The sequence below is a fragment of the Chitinophaga tropicalis genome (genome assembly GCF_009758205.1).
Classification (GTDB): Bacteria; Bacteroidota; Bacteroidia; order Chitinophagales; family Chitinophagaceae; genus Chitinophaga; species Chitinophaga tropicalis.
Genome location: NZ_WRXN01000012.1, coordinates 212625 through 229427 on the forward strand (window position 1 = coordinate 212625; position 16803 = coordinate 229427).

The window sequence follows — 16803 nt, forward strand, 5'->3', positions numbered from 1 at the left end:
AAGAACTGGTGCAAAGATATAGGTGAGATGTTTATATTTCCAAATTTTATTTTTGAGGGTAGTGCACAAGTTTAAATTCTTAGCCGGCAGCATTTCTATTAAACTGTTTTGGCAGCAACTGTCAATTTTATTCCTTCTTCATAGGAAGTAGGTTTAAAATTAAAATGCTTTTCAAACTTTGCGCTGTTGAATATATAGGGATAATTATTCTGGTACATCATTTCATGCAGCTCCCCTATTGTAGTATTAAAAAGCCCTGCCAGCTTCACCATAAAACCATTCAGTTTTGAATGCCGGGGTGTCACTTTCAGTGCCTCTGCCACCATCTGTACATATTCCTTCCCGTTAGGTGCAGGATTGGTGGTAGGCAGATGCCAGATCTGGTTGAAGGAAGAAGGATCGTTTGCCAGCAGGTAAAGGGCCTTACCGGCGTCCGGGGTAAAGGTGTAACTATGTGTTACCTGGTCATTACCCAGCCAGTTGGCTTTCTGTCCTTTAGCCAGTTTATCTATTACCAGCAGGTTCATTACGCCGGTGGTATCTGCTCCGGGGCCGTAGAAGTCAGCAGCCCGGGCAATGGTAGCCGTCAACCGCCCCTCTTTTACCCTATCCATGATCTTATTTGCTATCAAAGCTCTCACCTCTCCTTTTTTACTCCTGGGGTTATAAGGTGTGTCCTCGGTCATTGGCCCATCTACCAGGCCGTACATGTACACATTATCAAAAAAGACCAGGGGCACTCCCCCTTCGCTACAGGCGTGAATCACGTTCTGTATTATCTGAGGCCAGGCTGCCTGCCATATCTTATGGTTGTAAGCCAGGCCTGCACACAGAAATACCATAGTGGAACCGCTTACTGCTCTCCTGGTTTGCAGGGCATCTGTAATATCTGCCGCCATTACCTCCTGTACTCCCGTCACCGGCTTTCCCTGCCGGCTCACCAGCCGCACATTTTTACCATTTTTTAATAACTCATTGGTCAACTCTTTCGCAATAATCCCGCCCGCTCCTAAAATTGTGTACAATTCTGTGCCTGTATTGGCCATATAGGATCTGTTTTAATAGTTGACGTAAAAGTAGATAAAATATTTTATTTTCTAAACACCGTTTAGTAAATTTGCATCGTAAACTTAATTATATGGGAATAACGGATCGTAAGGAAAGGGAAAAGCAGGAAATGCGGAAGCTGATCATCGATGCCGCTATGGAGATGTTCATTGAAGTGGGATATGATAAGACTTCCATTCGTAGTATAGCTGACAAGATAGAATATAGTCCGGCCACAATTTATCTTTATTACAAGGATAAGGATGAGCTGTTATACGAGGTACAGGGAGAAGCGTTTGACAGGCTGCATAAACACTTTCTGAAAGAAGTTACAGCTGCAGACCCACTTGAAAGGCTTGAGCAGCTACTGGCTGCTTATATGACCTTCGGGCTTAAGCATCCGGATCTTTACGATCTTATGTTCATTCTCCGTTCCCCGATGAAAGCTGTAGAAGAAGAAGAAGCATGGCCTAATTGTGATAAGGAATATAATTTCCTGATAGATATAGTGAAAGGATGTATAGATAAGCTTCGCTTTACTGATCCGATGATAGCCGCTACCACTATCTGGTCTCTCGGACATGGAATTATTTCTCTGTATATCCGTGGGCGTTATAAAGTCTCGAAACTACCTGACGAGCAGATAAAGGAAATGATGTGGCAGACGGCGAAAGCGCATATTGAGCTTATAAAACGTTAACAGGCAGGATGATAATACCAATTATATGATGTGGTCAATATTTTTTAGGAGGCGGTTGGCTTTTGTTGCTTGACTTTGTCATGTTTGTATGCACAACATAGAATTCAATTTTTAGAACACGGGGATCCGTGTTTTTTTTAAATCTTATTACTAAACATTGTTCATTATGTCAACAAACATTATTAAACATTTACTGTTCATAATGCTGGGACTAACTATTTCCTATACCGGCTCAGGTCAGGACAAAGTGTTGGATAATTATATCCAGGAGGCATTTTCACATAATCAGGGCCTGCAGCAGCAGGGTTTTCAACTGGAAAAGTCACTCTATGCGCTGAAAGAAGCAAAAAGTATGTTCTATCCGCAGATAGGATTACAGGGCAGTTATACCAAAGCTGATGGCGGCCGTACTATAGACCTGCCCCTGGGAGATCTGCTGAATGGCGCTTACAGCACATTGAACCAGCTGACCAACAGCGAGCGGTTCCCACAGTTGAAGAACCAGACAGTATTATTGAACCCTGACAATTTCTATGATGCACATATCCGCACATCAATGCCTTTGGTCAATACAGAGATCTGGTATGCGCAAAAGATCAGGAAGGAAAGCATTTCCTTACAACAGGCAACAGTCAATGTATATAAACGCTCTCTTGTTAAAGAGATCAAAACCGCGTATTACCAGTATTACCAGGCATGTAAAGCCGTAGATATCTATAATACCAACCTGCTGCAGGTACAGGAAAACATCCGCGTCAATACCAGCTTTGTAACTAACGGCGTTACCAATACCACAGCGCTTACCCGTGCCAGGGCAGAACAGCAGAAGGTTACAGCTGCGATTACGGATGCAGGGAATAAACAAAAGAATGCGCAGGCATATTTCAATTTTCTGCTGAACCGCCCGCTCTCCACTCCTGTGATCATGGACAGTACAGCATTCGTGGCCACTGAAGTAGTACCAGGCAATGCTCCTGTCGTCCGGGAGGAATTGCTGCAACTTACCCAACAGGAAAAAGTAGCCTCATTAGTCTATAAACAATCAAAATCTTACCTGGTGCCTAAACTCAGTACCTACCTGGACCTCGGGTCCCAGGCTTTCAACTGGAAGGTGAATAGCCAGTCGCGCTATTACATGTGGGGAGTGAACCTTCAGTGGGACCTCTTTTCTGCCGGTCAGCGGAAACATAAAGCTGCACAGGCAGCTGCAGATATAAAGGTGATACAGGCCGCCTATAATGAGACCAACAATAGTCTGCAACTGGAGCAACAGGTGGCAGAGAACAACTTCCATACAGCCGTTGCCAATTACAAAAGTGCTGAACAGCAACTACAGCTTTCAGAAAAATATTATACGGACCAATCAAAGGTGTATAAAGCCGGGCAGCTGTTGTACATAGAACTGCTGGATGCACAGAACCAGCTTACCAGTGCACGTTTGCAACTGTCTGTGGCGCTGGCGGCCGTACAGACAGCGCTGGCCGATATAGAACGTACACAAGCCTCTTACAAACTTTAAACTTAAAACCAGGTAGTGTACCAGAGTAGTGCGTCTGCCTCTGACGGATAAACTGAAACACTATCTAAAATCATTACAGATATGAAAACGATCCTCTCTATCGCACTACTGGCATCTCTCCCGGTTTTTATGATCTCCTGCAGAGAAGCCAGCTCCGCCAGTCAGACCAACCAGGTCTCCGTTATCCCGGTAAAACTGCTTCCGCTTAATGCACAGCTGAGCAGCACTTCTTCTATTGCCGTATCAGGACAGTTCACTACCGATGATGAGGTGCTGCTTTCTTTCAAAACAGGCGGTATCATTCAAAGGATAATGGTAAAGGAAGGAGATGCTATCAAACAGGGACAATTGCTGGCAGCGCTCAATCCTGTTGAGATCAACGCACAGGTGCAACAGGCACAACTCGGACATGAGAAAGCACAGCGTGATTATAAAAGAGTGGAAAACCTCTATAAGGACAGCGTGGCCACCCTGGAGCAGTTGCAGAACGCCAAAACCGCGCTGGACATAGCAGCAGAGCAATTAAAGACAGCACAGTTCAATCGCAGCCACTCGCAGATCCTTGCTACCGCTAATGGCTATGTGCTGCGTAAACTGGCCAGTGAAGGACAACTTGTACAACCCGGCACGCCGGTACTGGAAACCAATGGCGCACAATCCGGGAACTGGTTGCTGCGTGTAAACCTGAGCAATAAGGAATGGGCGGCAATCCGCCTGAACGATAAAGCAGCAGTAGAAGTAGAAGCCGCTCCGGGACAGATCTTTCACGGCGCTATCTCCCGTAAATCAGAAGGTATTCAGCCACAGAACAGCACCTTCACTGCCGATATCCGTCTAACCGGCCCCATGCCGGCTGCCATAGCATTCGGCATGTTCGGCAAAGCGGTGTTATCCCCTTCAGATACTGCCACCACTACGGCAAATGGCCCATGGGCAATACCTTATGATGCACTCCTGGAAGGAGACGGCAGCAACGGTTATGTATTCATCACGAACGATAACAAGACCGCGCACAAAATACCTGTTACCATTTCCGGTATGGAAAAGGACAAGGTTATTGTCAGTAACGGGCTTCAACAGGCTGCTGCCCTTATCATTTCCGGTAGCGCTTATCTTACGGAAGGCAGCACAATTAAAGTACAGTAAGGCCCTTTTATCATCCGTCAAATTATCTGAAAAATGAAGATCTCAACATATGCGGTAAAGAACTACCAGTTCACCCTGGTGCTCTTTATCATGATCATTGTATTGGGCATTACTACTATTATGACCATGCCCCGGTCTGAAGACCCGGACACCCACTCTCCTTCTTTCCTCGTGGTAACAGTTTATCCCGGCACCAGTCCGAAAGATATGGAGAACCTGGTGGTAGATCCGCTGGAAAAGGAGCTCTATTCGCAGGAGAACATCAAACGTGTACGTTCTAACATAGGTGATGGCCTGGCTGTAATAAGGGTGGATTATACCTATAACAGTAATGTGGACGACAAATACCAGGAAATACTGCGTGTAGTGAACGGGAAACGTGGCGATCTTCCGGAGAATATCAATCTTACGGTACAGCGCATACAGCCCAGTGATGTGAACATTATGCAGATAGCGCTGATCTCAGAAACAGCTTCCCGCGATAAGCTGCAATACTATGCAGAAAAACTCCAGGATGAACTGGAAAGAGTTAAAGCATTAAAAAATGTAGAGATACACGGTATCCCTAAAAGGCAGGTGAGGATAGAGCTGAACATGGAGAAAATAGCTACTATGGGACTGCCGCTGAACAATGTAATAGGCAGCGTGCAGAACGAGATCACCAATATACCCGGCGGCAGTGTAGACGCCGGCAACCGTACATACAACATCAAGAGCAGCGGCAGCTATCAGCAGCTGGATGAAATAAAGAATACGATAGTATACAACAGCAATGGCAAGAATATTTTTCTCCGGGATATTGCCAACCTGTATTATGGCTTTGAAGATGAACAATATGAAACAAGGCTGAACGGGCGCCGCTGTGCTCTTGTTGTTGCAGCGCAGAAAGAAGGACAGAATATCAGTAAAACAAAGGAAGAATATGCCCCGGTGCTGGCCCGGTTCAAAAAGACGCTGCCGGCAAATATCGATATGATACAGCATTTTGACCAGGCAGAGAACGTGAACAGGCGGCTTGGTAAACTGGGAGAAGACTTCATCATTGCTATCCTGCTGGTGGCTATTACCCTGCTGCCCCTGGGCTTCCGCCCGGCAGTGATAGTAATGATCTCTATCCCTCTTTCGCTGGCTATAGGTATTATTCTCCTGCAGATATTCGGATATAGTCTTAACCAGCTGAGTATTGTAGGACTGGTAGTTGCACTCGGCTTGCTGGTAGATGACAGCATCGTAGTAGTAGAGAATATTGAACGCTGGATACTGGAGGGGCATAGCCGGATGGAAGCTACGCTTAAAGCTACCAAACAGATAGGCATGGCCGTTTTAGGTTGTACTGCTGCGCTGATGATAGCCTTTATGCCGCTGGTATTCCTGCCGGAAGGTGCGGGCGATTTTATTCGTAGTCTCCCACTGGCAGTGATCTTCAGCGTATTTGCATCGATGCTGGTATCTCTCACTATCATCCCGTTCCTGTCCAGCAAGCTGCTGAAAGAACATGCAGGTAACCCGGAAGGAAATATCTTCATGCGCGCCCTGAAACGTCTTATCCATGGTAGCTATTCACGGCTGCTGGATAAAGCGCTTAAAAGACCGGTTATTACTATCGTCATTACACTGATCATTTTCGGCGGGTCTATGGTGCTGTTCCAGGTAGTAGGCTTCAGTCTTTTCCCGGCCTCAGAAAAGCCCCAGTTCCTTATCAATATCACTACGCCGCCACAGTCCAGTCTGGCATACACCAAATCCGTTGCCAGGAATATTGAGCAGACGCTGCTGCATGAAAAAGAGGTACAGTATTTTTCTACCAACGTAGGTAAGGGTAATCCGCGTATTTACTACAACGTTATACAGGAAAATGAAAAGACAGATTTTGCGCAGCTCTTCGTGCAACTGCATGTAAACACAACACCGGAACAGAAACTGGAGCTGATAGAAAAGCTGCGCCGGCAATGGACGCCTTATCCGGGAGCAAAAGTAGAGGTGGTGAACTTTGAACAGGGCCCTCCTGTTACCGCGCCTGTGGAAGTGCGATTGTTCGGAGACAACCTGGATACACTACGGAACCTGGCAGGGAAAGTAGAGAGGATGCTGGAACAGGTGCCGGGCGCCATGTATGTAAACAACCCGGTTAAACTACTGAAAAGTGATATACGTGTAAATATAGATAAGGATAAAGCCCAGCTGCTGGGAATACCGGGAATCAATATTGACCGTACTGTGCGACTGGCTGTAGCAGGACTTAAGCTGGGGCATTATGCTGACAACAACGATAATGACTATGATGTGCTGATGACACGTAATAAAGATGGCAGGCCTACATTGGATGTATTCCGTAACCTGTATGTAAACAACCAGGATGGAAAGGCCATTCCGCTTTCGCAGGTGGCTGATCTGAAAATGGAGGCGTCTCCGCTCAGCATCAATCACCAGGAAAAGAGAAGGGTGGTAACTGTCTCAGCTTCTGTAAAGAAAGGGTTCCTGGCTGACCAGGTTATAAATACCACCATTGCCAAAATGGATGTGATGCCTATGCCTGTTGGGTATAGCTATGAAATGGGAGGTGAAGTAGAAACAAGAAAGGATTCCTTTGGCGGGTTCATGAGTATCATTATCGTTACTATTTTCCTTTTCATTGCGGTGCTGGTGCTGGAATTCAAGACATTTAAGAGTACCCTTATTGTACTTTCTGTTATTCCGCTGGGGGTTGTAGGCGCTGCTGTTGCCTTATGGGTGACCGGGAATTCTCTCTCATTTGTAGCTATTATAGGAATGATAGCACTGGCGGGTATTGAAGTGAAGAATACAATACTGTTAGTGGACTTTACCAATCAGCTGAGAGCGGAAGGGAAAACGCTGGATGAAGCGGTAAGAGAGGCTGGTGAGATACGTTTTCTGCCTATTGTGCTGACGTCGCTGACAGCTATTGGCGGGTTGATACCCATTGCAATTTCTACTAATCCGCTGATAGCGCCGTTGGCTATTGTGCTGATTGGCGGGCTTATCAGCTCTACGTTGTTGTCGAGGATAGTGACGCCTATCATTTATAAGTTAATACCACCAGGAGTGGGATGATTGCAAAAAAAGCGGGTCTATGGCCCGCTTTTTTTATTTTTTAATTGTTTCCAACCATGCAGAAGACATCAGAGAAGCCCCTGCCAGCGAAGGATGCACCCCATCTCCCGTCCAGTAAACGCCTGGTGCAGATTGCTGTGCTTTGTCGAAGACAGTTTGATAAGGGATGAAAGCTGCGTCATACTTTGTTGCTATTTCATGTGCAGCCGCACGGTAATCGTTAAATGCAGGATACCATTTATCGTCCACTGCTTTGATACCTTTTACCGCAAACGGCTCACCAATGATGAGCTGCAGCTCAGGCAGCTTCTGCTTTGTACGGTCCAGCAATGCTGTAAAGTCATCACGGTATGTTTTGATGGTACCCTTATAATTACCTGTCAGTGTATGCCAGAAGTCGTTTACCCCTATCAGAATGCTGAGTACGTCTGGTTTGATATCCAGGCATTCTGCGTCCCAGCGTTCTGCCAGCTGATATACTTTGTTACCACTGATCCCTTTATTATAGATCTTCAGGTTCCTGTCCGGGAATTGTTTCAGCAGCGCTGCGGCGGTGAGATAGGCATAACCGTTGCCCAGTGCGCCGGAGTCGTTAGCGTCTGACTTATCTTTCTTTCTTCCTGCATCAGTGATAGAATCACCCTGGAAGAGCACTACTGCGTCTTTCTTTAAAGTTATTTTCTTAACGCGGGTTTCATTTACTGTGGCAGCAGCAACAACTTCCGGCAGGCTTAGAGCTGCCAGGCTGCCCAGGGAAACATTCCGGATAAAGTTCCTCCGGTTGGAAATAGGTTTTTGTTCCATGGAATTGTTTGAATTAAAATAAAGCTAATAAATTATAGTAATAAAAATAAGAGAGTGTCTCAATTTGGGTTTGTCTGCTGCAGGCAGACAAACGGTGGCTATAATAAAAATAAATATGCCGCCCAGGATTAGGCGGCAATTTAGTTATCTATCCTATGAAAACCTGTGTTAAAAAATCTTTCGCAGTTGCCTGGTATACAACGACTACGTATAACCAGGCTTAACGAGAGTTTATTGGCTTTATTAGGATATGGCTCTCGTTCTTTACAAACGGCATACTTTATGATATATCTTGCAGTATGCGATACTAAAAGAATAAAATATGTCGTTAAATGATATAAGTTTAAACCCTCATTTGTATAATTTCATATTCTGAATATGATTAGCTTTAAATGATTTATGTATTTCTGATGTAAAGATGGTCAATTGTTGCGGTCGATTAGATAATTTTACCGGGCTGTTTTCGAAAATGAGTAAGGATACACATATTTCTAGGTGCTAACACTTATTTTAAGCAATGGCAGCAGCCCCGGCATTTAAAGCCCACGTTATTTAACGCATATTTACGTGCAGATCGAGGTTGCAGGCTCACTACCCCATATCTTTCCTTGAAATTCCTGGTGAATAATCCTGAACACCGGTAATGAAAATTACTATTACAGGAATGGTCATAACCTATCATTAAAATGAACACATTTGAATATTCAGCTTAACATGGCTCTTGCTACTATGCCAATACTATTGTATCCTGAGGCCAGTTTAAACGACTATTATGCGTCTTATAAAAACACTAACGTATCCGGTTATCCTATGCTCCAGCAACAGACTAACAGGAACGAATAAACTACCTCAAACATAATCGCCAATGAAAGAACCAATGTACAGAATACTGATTCTGGAAGAAGATGCTGCTTTGATCAAAAAGATACAACAGTTGCTGACCCTTCACAACTATGATGTACTGACCTGCACAACTGCTGAAGAAGGTATTTATATCTGCCGTCAGTATAAACCGGACCTGCTTGTTTGCGGGGTAAGATTAAGGGGAGGCAGTGGTTTCCATTTTCTGATGGAATTGCGTAATGATCCTTCATTACAGCATATGCCTTTTATTTTTATCAGCGGAAAAGAAACGAAAGAAGACATGCGTATGGGGATGAACCTGGGTGCTGATGATTTTCTCACTAAACCTTTTAAAAGCAAGGAACTGTTGCTGAGCATTAAGTCGAGGCTTACAAGGTTTACTGTTTTTAATATCCAACAGCGGGAAAAGAAACATACTACTATTGTTTCCATGCCTGTTATCCCGCCTGAGATCCATAACAAACTCAGCAAGACAGAATTCAGGATCATGCAGATGATCGCAGAAGGCCTTAGTACCCGTGAAATAGCAGAGCAGCTGAACATCAGCATCAAAACGGTGGAGAACCACAGACACAATATTTCAAAAAAACTGAACCTTACAGGTCACAATTCCCTCATCAAGTATGCAATAAAGAATCTTACCCAGCAATACCGTATACTCTCATAGAATGTTCAATGCCTTTTTTATGAAGTATTGCCAACCCGCTGCCTACTTCAGATGCACAGTTCCCTGGTTATCGGAGTAATGCTCTATATCTCCTACTACTTGGAGTGTTTCGAGAAAATAATCCAGCTTTTGCTGTTTTTCCAGGCCACCGGTAAATCTCTTTGCTGCCAGTGAAGGATTGTCAAATACCACTTTCACACCATACCAGCGGTCTATTACTTCGGCTATTTCATGTAGCGGAGTGTTGCGGAAGATGTAAACACCTTTCATCCATGCCAGCACTTCCTCTTCATCAAATGGCCGGACACTATAGCCTTTGCCGGCAATGAAGACAGCTTCCTGTCCTGGTTTCAGCGCTGCTTTCTCCTGTCCGGAGCGGGTCACTACGGCGCCGCTCACCAGGGAAGTCCTGGTAGTTACGTCTTTGTATGTCGTTACATTGAAGGAGGTGCCAAGCACTTCTATGTCTGTTTGCTCTGTATGTACAATGAACGGCCTGGCAGCATTTGAGGCTACCTGGAAGTAGGCTTCTCCTTCCAGGTATACTTCACGTGCCTTTCCGCTGAATTCAAAGGGAAATTTCAGCTTGGAGGTTGCGTTCAGCCAAACCTCTGTGCCGTCAGAAAGCTGCAGTTTATAATCCATTTTAGGCGGTACTACCAGGGTATTATATCCTTCTGCTCCTTTAGTTGTACCGGCAGTATAGTTCAGTTTTTTAGCGCCAGCGTTCAGCTGTACATTGCCGGCGCTGATCTGTTGCTGCGGCTTGTTATAAGGCAGGTCTACCGTTTTTCCGTCTGCCATGAGCAGCTGCAGCCCGTTTGCCGGAGCAACTGTCACAGGAACAGATGTATTTACTGCAAGCTTACCGGGTTGCCGGTTGCTTTTCCATAACAATCCTATTCCTGTAAATGCTACCAGGAGAATAGCAGCCGCCAGCAGCCATCCGCGCTGAGAGCTTCCGCCACTGCGTCTTACCGCAAGGTCTTCTTTCACGGTGTTCCAGGCCCTGGAAGCGTCTATCTGCGACCAGAACTTTTCTTCACCAGGCAGTGAAAAACTATGCTTCAGCGCTCTCCACATCAGATCTATCTCCTCATGGACGCTGATAAGGCCGGACACGTACTGGTCGTCAGATTCATTGATGGTGCCATTACGTTTCTGTAACAGCAGCTGATATATATGTTCGTGATTCACACTCATTATGGCTTTACAGTTTAATAAGATCGTTTTGCCGGTTTCCGCACGTTGGTTGGTATATTGGTATCATATGATTATCAGGGCAACCCCTGCAATCTATTGCATGAAGCTACGGTGTTCCGTTCATTTAAACTGTTAATTGACAGTTAATGAGTAAGTTAACGAAAAAGGCAGCCCCTGAGGGACTGCCTTCTAAGTAATTATTTATGAGTTCCTTATTTAATATCTGGAATCCGGGCGACTGGCCGCTGCTTTACCAAATTCATAGGCTGGTTTGCTGCCCATGGTGATCTTCAGGGTACCTCCTTTCTGGATATCAGCATGCCTGATATAGCTGTTGTTATATGGTTTACCGTTCAGTGTTACCTGCTGAATGTAGATATTTTCAGGACTGTTATTCACTGTCTGTACGGTAAATGTTTTACCACCCTGCAGTTTCAGGGTAGCTTTTTCAAACAACGGGCTACCAAATACGTAGATGCCTTTAGCCGGGTTTACCGGGTAAAAGCCCAGGGAAGAGACTACATACCAGGAAGACATAGCGCCTACGTCTTCGTTACCTGCCAGTCCTTCGGGAGTGTGGGTATAGAATTCCTTCATTACCTGGCGTACTTTTTCAGCAGTTTTCCACTGATTGCCGGCATATGCGTACATATAGGCAACGTGGTGGCTGGGCTCATTACCATGCGCGTACATACCTATGAGGCCGGAAATATCGTTGGAAGCTTCTGCGCCCATATCTCCTTTCGCCTGGAACAGGCTATCCAGTTTCTGAGTAAAGGCATCATCGCCACCCATGAGGCTGATCAGGCCTTCTACGTCCTGCGGCACCAGCCAGGTGTATTGCCAGCCGTTACCTTCTGTGAAATCGCCTTTCTCGTGAATGGAATGGAAAGGATCATAAGGTGTTTTCCAGCTGCCATCGTCCATTCTGGGACGTACAAATTTGATGTTGCTATCAAAGTAGTTCTTATAGTAACCAGCGCGTTTTGAGAAATACTCAAAATCTTCTGTTCGGCCCAGTTTCTTTGCCATAGCGGCAATACACCAGTCGTCTATCGCATATTCCAGTGCTTTGGACACTGATTCATATTCTTTATCGGCCGGGATATATCCTTTGGCTTTGATATCCTTCATGCCCAGGTCATCTCTCATTGCAGATGCTTTCATCGCTTCAAAAGCTTCATTTGCATTAAAGCCTTTGAACCCTTTCAGGTATGCGTCTGCAATAACGGGTACGGCATGATATCCTACCATACAGTTGGTCTCATTGCCCATCAGTGGCCAGATGGGCAGCTTACCCTGCTGTTTGTAAATAGTTACCATGGAATTTACGAAGCTGTTCACTCTCTCCGGCTGTGTCAGTGTATACAGCGGAGCACAGGAACGGTAAATATCCCAGAGAGAGAAAACAGAGTAGTTGTCAAACCCCGGGTTAGCATATTCCTTTTTGTCTGTGCCGCGGTATGCGCGGTTATGATCATTGAACAGCGCCGGGCCAATCATAGTATGATATAATGCTGTATAGAAGATAGATCTGTTAACTGTATCTTTTGTTTCCAGCTTAATCTTTGAAAGCTCTGTATTCCATTTGGCATTGGCGCTTTTTACCGTAGCGGCAAAATCCCAGGTGGGAATTTCTGCGTTGATGTTAGCCAGTGCGTTCTCACTGCTTACAGGAGAAATACCTATTTTCAGCTGTACCTGTGCTGGTGCTTTATCAAAAGAGATCACACCTTTCACATATTTACCTTTGGCCTCCGTTCCTGGTTGAGCGGCATCTCCATCAAATACGCTGAACTGTTTCAGGGGCACATTACTGCGGATGGCAAACCACAGGCGCTGATCAACCGCCCAGCCTTTGGAATAGCGGTATCCTTCAAGGGTATACTCATCTTTTTTGCGGATGAAGGTTTCTACAGGTGCGTCCCATCCTATTCCTTCTTTCAGGTCTACGATGATATGTCCTTCCTGTCCTTCAGGGAAAGTATACTTGTGATAGCCAACACGCTCCGAAGCGGTCAGTTCTACCTTAATATTATAATCTTCCAGCTGCACAGCATAGTAGCCCGGTGTAGCTGTTTCGTGAGCGTGTGTATAATGGGAACCGTAGCCAGAAGTTGGGTTTTCCTGTGTACCGCGGCTGGTGCGGATCTTGCCGGTATAAGGCATGATAAGCACATCGCCGAGGTCGCCTATGCCGGTACCGCTCAGGTGAGTCTGGGGGAAACCGATCACCACGCTATCTGAATAGTGATAGCCCGAGCACCAGTCCCAGCCCTTTACAATGTTAGTTGGCCCTACCTGTACTGCCCCAAAGGGTACGCTGGCGCCTACAAAAACGTGTCCATGTCCTCCGGAGCCAATATAAGGGTCAACATATGCTACCAGGTTCTCACCTTTTGCAGTTGTCGCCTTTTTTTGTTGTCCGTTTACCTGCATGCCGGCAAGTAACAAAGTTGCTGCCAGCAAGGGGTATTGCTTAAGTCCCATTTGCATATCTCAAAATTCGTTAGACAGGCAATATACGGCGCGGAATGGAGAAAGCGAAAAAGGTGAAAATTATATCAAACACAGGTAACAATGCACTATCAGGGTATCCCACTTCCGGTACAAAATGAAATTCGTGTTACTTCACTGAGCCTGCTTTACAGCAGGTCCGGGAAACTGGCCTGGTCCCGGAGTACCGGAAGCTATATTAGATATTGAAAATCACCTTTATCAATAAGGTTATCTGTCATTTTCTTTCACTTAATATATATATGTAAAAAATTACTCCTCAAGAGGCAATCCGACATTTTATCATGCTACGTATGTGTTATTACTGCCAAATCATACATTAAAAATAGCTTTAATAAAATAATAGTTTTATCTTTACTTAATTTCTTAATATAAGAATATAATTAATGTTATATTTTAGACATATCATTGACAAACTACCTATGAGATGAAAGCAATTTTACTCATTTTACTTATCCCCATATTTGTGTGTTGGAGTGGACTTGCCAGGGCTCAGCAAACTGGTTTAACAGGCATTACCTATCAGGCAGTTGCGAGAGATGCTAAAGGTTCTGTGTATGCCCTGAAACCTATCCAGATACGGTTCAGTATCCTGGCCGGCAGTCCTACCGGTACAGCGGTGTATGTTGAAAGACAATCCAAACAGACTACATTGCTGGGTCTTTTCAGCGCTACAATAGGACAAGGTACCCCTGAAGTAGGTTCTTTCAATACCATTCCCTGGAGTAATGGGAACCAATATCTGAAAGTAGAGATCGAAGCTAACGCTGATGGTAATTTCATGCAGGCCGGCGTTATGCCGTTTATGGCCGTTCCCTATGCCCTTTATGCCGCCAACGGTGGTTCCGGTAACGGCAGCGGCGGTACAGTAGCGCTGTCATGGCTGGGTACAATGGCTACTCCTCCTACAGATGCGAAACCAAGCCAGGCATATTACAACAGTACAGATAAGCGTTCATATATCATGGACAGCACGAGTAGCTGGCAGATACTTGCGCAGGATGGTACTTCCATTACATGGCTGGGTGAATTTGCTACTGATCCCTCCGGGGCGGCAGTAAACCAGGCATATTACAATATAACCGATAAGAAAGCCTATATATATGATGGTTCCACATGGCAGGTTTTAAGTGAAGATGGTAAAGACGGCAGCTCCATCACGTGGCTGGGTGAGTTTGCCACCGCTCCAACAGATCCGCTGGTTAACCAGGCTTATCACAATATTCCTGACCGCAAATCCTACATATGGGACGGCACTGCCTGGCAGGTGCTGAACCTGGACGGCGTCTCGATCAGCTGGCTGGGCACCTTTGCCACAGCGCCTGCATCACCTACTCTCAACCAGGCATATTACAACAGCACAGACCGTAAATCTTATATATGGGATGGTACCGCATGGCAGCCGTTTGCACAGGATGGTACCGGATGGAACCTTTCTACGCTGGACTACCTGAAAGACGGTAAACTGGCTATGACCACTACTGCCAATGGAGATACACTCAAATCAGCAAACAGGTCATGGTTAACCAATGGCAATAGCGGAATAGATGCACAGACAGACTTTATAGGCACACTGGATACTGCAGCACTGGTAATAAAAACAAATGGTAATGGAGCACAGAATGAAAGGATCAGGTTTACCAAAGGTGTTCCTGTTCTTGTGAATGGTACTGCAGATACAACAACAGCGCAGGGTCTGGGAGTATTCACCGTATTCTCCGGCGATGCTATGCTGAGCCTTAACAAAGACGCTTCCTATAAGAATGCTATCAACGGTTATTCCAACGGTGGCGGTAATGCTATTTTTGGGCGTAACTACAGTAATGGGGCAGGTGTAAAAGGTGTTTCTTCTGCCGGTCCTGGCATATGGGGCTACTCCAATACCAGGATAGCCATGCTGGCCGTAAAAGGTGAACATACCGCTTCCAATGGCGGTATCGGCGTATTTGGAACTTCCTATTCCCCTCCCTCCTCTACCGGCGGTTTCTCCAGCGGCGTATACGGCTGGGCGCAGAACACACAGGGTATAGGCGTGATTGGGATGGGTAACAATATCAACTATCAGACATTCCTGTATGCTCCGTTGTCGACCGGCGCAGGTGTAGTGGGTAACGGTAATTTCTACGGCGTGGTAGGCGTAGGCGTACTGGCAAACATGTCAGGAGCGGCGTTCAGCACCGGTGGTACAGGTGTTGCCGGCGGTGCAAGAGGGTTACTGCCCGTAGTGCCTTCAGAAGGCGCCGGTGTAAGTGGCGCGGGCTTTAAGATCGGTACTGCCGGTTATGCTATCACAACAACAGGTACTGATATGGGACGTTGGGGCGGATATTTCGCTTATGGCTCTTCAGCATCTACACCTGTGGTATGGACAAAGCTGGCAGGTATGGACTCTGCCGGTGTGGTGAGCGGCATCATTTCAAGCGGACCGAAAAACACGCTGATCAAAGATGCAGAAGGCAATAACCGCCTGTTATATTGTACAGAAGCGCCCGAAGTACTGTTCCAGGATTTTGGTACCGGCGAACTGGTAGACGGCACGGCACATATTGCACTGGAGCAACTGCTGACACATACCATTTTAGTGGATGCCAAACACCCGCTGAAAGTATTCATTCAGCTGGAAGGCGAGTGTAACGGTGTTTATGTGACCAACAAATCAGCGAAAGGTTTTGATGTAAAAGAGCTGCAGGGTGGTAAATCAAATGTATCATTCACCTGGCAGATCGTTGCATCCCGTGCAGATGAGACGCTGGCAGATGGTTCGCAGATCGTTTACACTGACAAACGCTTCCCGAAAGTTTCCGGTCCTATTGCCAGCATCAATGAAAATGATCCTGATGCCAGGAAAAATATAACAGCAGCGCCGGCAGCATTGAAAAAAGCGGAACTGAAAAAAGAAGAAAGCGCTGTAGTAAATACCGCTTTTGCCAACCTCCAATTTGCCACTGCCAAAGCTGAAATTGCTGCTTCTTCCCTCTCTTCTCTCGACAAAATGGCTTCCCTGCTGAAAGCTCATCCCGGATGGCATCTGAAACTGAGCGGCCATACTGATAATGAAGGCTCTGAAGCATTTAACCAGACCCTTTCCGAGAAAAGAAGTGAAGCGGTAAAACAATACCTTGTTGAAAAAGGCGTTCCCGCTGAAAAGATCACTACTATCGGATACGGACAAACCAAACCCATTGCTACTAATAACAGTAAGGCGGCTAAGGAGAAAAACAGAAGAGTGGAAATGGAAATACTGACTGAAGAATAGTATGAGTT

At 45.7% G+C, this 16803-nt stretch carries 10 protein-coding genes; 6 read left to right on the top strand and 4 right to left on the bottom strand.

The features are described 5' to 3' along the window. Positions 1-98: 98 nt before the first annotated feature. On the bottom strand, positions 99-1046 hold the full coding sequence (locus tag GO493_RS23645; RefSeq protein WP_157308706.1) for an NAD-dependent epimerase/dehydratase family protein: 948 nt from the start codon (positions 1044-1046) through the stop codon (positions 99-101). Between the two features lie 92 nt (positions 1047-1138). Here GO493_RS23645 and GO493_RS23650 point away from each other — a divergent pair, with 92 nt between their 5' ends. From GO493_RS23650 to GO493_RS23665, 4 genes are all read left to right on the top strand, one after another. Continuing rightward, the gene (locus GO493_RS23650; RefSeq protein ID WP_157308707.1) at positions 1139-1747 is read left to right on the top strand and encodes a TetR/AcrR family transcriptional regulator; all 609 of its coding nucleotides are present in this window, start codon (positions 1139-1141) and stop codon (positions 1745-1747) included. Between the two features lie 166 nt (positions 1748-1913). After that, the gene (locus tag GO493_RS23655) at positions 1914-3266 is read left to right on the top strand and encodes a TolC family protein (protein ID WP_157308708.1); all 1353 of its coding nucleotides are present in this window, start codon (positions 1914-1916) and stop codon (positions 3264-3266) included. Between the two features lie 81 nt (positions 3267-3347). Then, positions 3348-4412 (top strand): efflux RND transporter periplasmic adaptor subunit, encoded by a 1065-nt coding sequence (locus GO493_RS23660; RefSeq protein ID WP_157308709.1) that lies wholly within the window; start codon positions 3348-3350, stop codon positions 4410-4412. Between the two features lie 33 nt (positions 4413-4445). Further along, positions 4446-7484, top strand: a complete 3039-nt coding sequence (locus tag GO493_RS23665) for an efflux RND transporter permease subunit (protein WP_157308710.1) — start codon at positions 4446-4448, stop codon at positions 7482-7484. 33 nt (positions 7485-7517) lie between these two features. On the opposite strand, the gene GO493_RS23670 is transcribed toward GO493_RS23665, so the two are convergent. After that, entirely contained in the window at positions 7518-8288 is a 771-nt protein-coding gene (locus GO493_RS23670) for an SGNH/GDSL hydrolase family protein (RefSeq protein ID WP_157308711.1), read from the bottom strand. A gap of 865 nt (positions 8289-9153) precedes the next feature. Between GO493_RS23670 and GO493_RS23680 the strand changes: the two genes are divergently transcribed. After that, the gene (locus tag GO493_RS23680; RefSeq protein ID WP_157308713.1) at positions 9154-9819 is read left to right on the top strand and encodes a response regulator transcription factor; all 666 of its coding nucleotides are present in this window, start codon (positions 9154-9156) and stop codon (positions 9817-9819) included. Positions 9820-9861: 42 nt separating this feature from the next. On the opposite strand, the gene GO493_RS23685 is transcribed toward GO493_RS23680, so the two are convergent. Both GO493_RS23685 and GO493_RS23690 read right to left on the bottom strand, forming a co-directional pair. After that, positions 9862-11022, bottom strand: a complete 1161-nt coding sequence (locus GO493_RS23685; RefSeq protein ID WP_157308714.1) for a FecR family protein — start codon at positions 11020-11022, stop codon at positions 9862-9864. A gap of 216 nt (positions 11023-11238) precedes the next feature. Next, on the bottom strand, positions 11239-13518 hold the full coding sequence (locus GO493_RS23690; RefSeq protein ID WP_157308715.1) for a GH92 family glycosyl hydrolase: 2280 nt from the start codon (positions 13516-13518) through the stop codon (positions 11239-11241). Positions 13519-13966: 448 nt separating this feature from the next. Here GO493_RS23690 and GO493_RS23695 point away from each other — a divergent pair, with 448 nt between their 5' ends. Beyond that, complete coding sequence (locus GO493_RS23695; protein WP_157308716.1) at positions 13967-16795, top strand: OmpA family protein; 2829 nt, start codon at positions 13967-13969, stop codon at positions 16793-16795. The last annotated feature ends 8 nt before the right edge of the window (positions 16796-16803 follow it).